This is a genomic window from Microvirga sp. GCM10011540 (assembly GCF_042650665.1).
Lineage (GTDB): Bacteria > Pseudomonadota > Alphaproteobacteria > Rhizobiales > Beijerinckiaceae > Microvirga > Microvirga lenta.
Map to the genome: position 1 here is coordinate 1 of NZ_JBHSBQ010000088.1, position 3,208 is coordinate 3,208.

At 71.8% G+C, this 3,208-nt stretch carries 2 protein-coding genes; both read left to right on the plus strand.

Annotation, left to right across the window (positions count from 1 at the left end):
- Positions 1 to 140: 140 nt before the first annotated feature.
- Complete coding sequence (locus ACFOYU_RS15415; protein ID WP_377034270.1) at positions 141 to 1,901, plus strand: type I secretion system permease/ATPase; 1,761 nt, start codon at positions 141 to 143, stop codon at positions 1,899 to 1,901.
- Positions 1,898 to 3,208, plus strand: coding sequence for an HlyD family type I secretion periplasmic adaptor subunit (locus tag ACFOYU_RS15420; protein WP_377034271.1), 1,311 nt, complete (start codon positions 1,898 to 1,900; stop codon positions 3,206 to 3,208). Before ACFOYU_RS15415 ends, ACFOYU_RS15420 begins: the two co-directional genes overlap by 4 nt.

Genomic DNA, 3,208 nt, shown 5'->3' on the forward strand with positions numbered 1-3,208 from the left:
CCCTTGCGGCAAGACCGGATCGGCGCCCGCCGGGAGCCCTGCCCCCCGCCGCTCCCGGCGGGTCAGCCGGCCCCGGGCCGAGCCGCTCCTGTCCTTTCCTCTTCATCTGTCCTGTTCTTCGTTGATCTGAGGCCCTGTCCATGTCCAGCCCCTTGCCCGCCCGGCCGCCCAGCGTCCTTGCCGCCTGCCGCGGCGCCTTTCTCGGTGTGGCCCTGCTCAGCGGCCTCATCAACCTGCTCTACCTCTCCGGCTCCATCTTCATGCTCGAGGTCTATGACCGCGTCCTGCCCAGCCGCAGCCTGCCCACCCTGGTCGGCCTCTGCCTCATCCTCCTCGCCCTTTACCTCTTCCAGGGCCTGTTCGACGCCATCCGCTCCCGCATCCTCGCCCGCGTCGGCGCCGCCCTCGACGAGGATCTCAGCCAGCCCGTGTTCCAGGCTCTCCTGCGCGCCCCCCTTGTGGCCCGCAAGGACGGCGGCGACGGCCAGCAGCCCCTGCGCGATCTCGACCAGCTCCGCGCCTTTCTCGCCGGATCCGGCCCCGCCGCCCTGTTCGACCTGCCCTGGATGCCGCTCTACCTGGTGGTCTGCTTTGCCTTCCATCCCCTGATCGGCCTGGTGGCGCTTGCCGGCGCCCTGGTGCTCGTGGTCGTCACCCTGCTCACCGAGGTGCTCACCCGCGCGGCCACCAAGGAGGCGGCCGCCGCCGCCGCCCTGCGCAACGGCCTCTCCGAGGGCGCACGCCGCAATGCCGAGGTGGTCCAGGCGCTCGGCATGGGCCCGCGCCTGGGCGCGCGCTGGGGCGAGGCCAATGGCCGCTTTCTCGCCTTCCAGCAGCGCACCTCCGATGTGGCCGGCGGCTTCGGCGCCATGTCCAAGGTGCTGCGCATGCTGCTGCAATCCGCCGTTCTGGCGGTGGGCGCCTATCTGGTGATCGGGGGCGAGGCCACCGCCGGCATCATGATCGCGTCCTCGATCCTGACCTCGCGCGCCCTGGCGCCGGTCGAGCTGGCCATTGCCAACTGGAAGGGCTTTGTCGGCGCCCGCCAGGGCTGGCGCCGGCTCAAGGAGCTGCTGCGCGCCACCGCCCGCGCCGAGCCGCCGCTGCAGCTGCCCGCCCCGTGCCGGCAGCTGTCGGTGGAAAGCGCCGGCACCGGCGCCCCGGGCAGCCAGCGCTTTGCCGTCCAGGACGTGTCGTTCCAGCTCGCCGCCGGCGCCGGCCTGGGGGTGATCGGCCCGAGCGCCTCGGGCAAGTCGTCCCTGGCCCGGCTTCTGGTCGGGGTCTGGCCGACCTGGCGCGGCAAGGTGCGCCTGGATGCGGCCGCCCTGGAGCAGTGGCGGCCGGAGGATCTGGGCCAGCATGTGGGCTACCTGCCTCAGGACGTGGAGCTTCTGGCCGGCACGGTGGCGCAGAACATCGCCCGCTTCCATCCCGATCCCGATCCGCAGGCGGTGATCGCCGCCGCCCGGGCCGCCAACGTGCACGAGATGATCCTGCACCTGCCCGACGGCTACGAGACCCAGATCGGCGAAGCCGGCGCCGCGCTCTCGGGCGGCCAGCGCCAGCGCATCGCGCTCGCCCGGGCCCTGTACGGCAACCCGTTCCTGGTGGTGCTGGACGAGCCGAACTCCAACCTCGACGCCGAGGGCGAGCAGGCCCTGACCCAGGCGATCCTGGGGGTGCGGGCCCGCGGCGGCATCGTGGTGGTGGTCGCCCACCGCCCGAGCGCCCTGGCCGGGGTCGACCTGGTGCTGGTGATGAACGACGGCCAGGTGCAGAACTTCGGCCCCAAGGACGAGGTGCTCGCCCGGGTGCTGCGGCCGGTGGCGGTGGGCCCGGAGCCGAAGATGCCGAACGTGACGCCGTTGAAAGTGGCCGAGGGCCTGGGAGCTGTATCATGAGCCTGCAACGTACACATTCCGCCCGCCATTCGATCCGGCGGCACTCGCAGCTGGGCCTGTCGGCGGCGCTGCTGCTGGTCGGGGGCCTGGGCGGCTGGTCGGTGGTGACCGAGCTGTCGGGCGCGGTGATGGCACCCGGGGCGGTGGTGGTGGACAGCCACGTGAAGAAGGTGCAGCACCCGACCGGCGGGGTGGTGGGCGAGATCCTGGCGCGCGACGGCGACCGGGTGAAGGCCGGGGACGTGGTGGTGCGCCTGGACGAGACGGTGGCGCGGGCCAACCTGGCGATGGTGTCGAAGAGCCTGGACGAGCTCTATGCCCGCCAGGCGCGGCTGGAGGCGGAGCGGGACGGGCAGACCAGGATCGTGGTCCCGGAGCTGCTGCGCGCGCGGGCGGGGGATCCGGCGGTGGCGGGTCTTCTGCACGGGGAGCAGCGGCTGTTCGAGAGCCGGCAGGCGGCGCGGGAAGGGCAGAAGGCGCAGCTGCAGGAGCGGATTGCGCAGCTGCGCGAGCAGATTGACGGGCTGAGCCTGCAGGCCTCGGCCAAGGCGGACGAGATCGGGCTGATCCAGGACGAGCTCAAAGGGGTGGAGCAGCTGTGGAAGAAGAACCTGGTGCCGCTGACGCGGGTGACGGCGCTCAAGCGGGAGGAGACGCGGCTGCGCGGGGAGCGGGGCCAGCTGATCTCGACCATGGCGCAGGCGAAGGGGCGGATCAGCGAGACGGCGCTGCAGATCCTGCAGATTGACCAGGACCTGCGCTCCGAGGTGTCGAAGGAGCTGCGGGAGGCCCAGGGCAAGGTGGCGGAGCTGGTGGAGCGGCAGGTGGCGGCGCAGGACCAGCTGAAGCGGATTGACATCCGGGCGCCGCAGGACGGAGTGGTGCACCAGTCGGCGGTGCACACGGTGGGCGGCGTGGTGGCAGCCGGGGACGCGCTGATGCTGATTGTGCCGGAGGCGGACGAGCTGTCGATTGAGGTGAAGGTGGCGCCGCAGGACATCGACCAGCTGGTGCCGGGTCAGGAGACGGTGCTGCGGCTGTCGGCGTTCAACCAGCGCACGACGCCGGAGCTGAAGGGCGAGGTGAGCCTGATCGCGGCGGACCTTGTGACGGACCAGCGCTCGGGGGCGCAGTACTACCCGGTGCGGGTGGCGTTTGCGGACGGGGAGCGGGAGCGGCTGGGGGAGACCAAGCTGGTGCCCGGCATGCCGGTGGAGGGCTTCATCCAGACCGGCTACCGCACCGTGTTCTCCTACCTCACCAAACCCCTCGCCGATCACCTCACACGAGCCTTCCGCGAAGAGTAA

Excerpts from the sequence above, each read along its gene's own strand:
- ACFOYU_RS15415 (WP_377034270.1), top strand. The coding sequence starts at position 141 with ATGTCCAGCCCCTTGCCCGCCCGGCCGCCCAGCGTCCTTGCCGCCTGC.
- ACFOYU_RS15420 (WP_377034271.1), top strand. The coding sequence starts at position 1,898 with ATGAGCCTGCAACGTACACATTCCGCCCGCCATTCGATCCGGCGGCAC.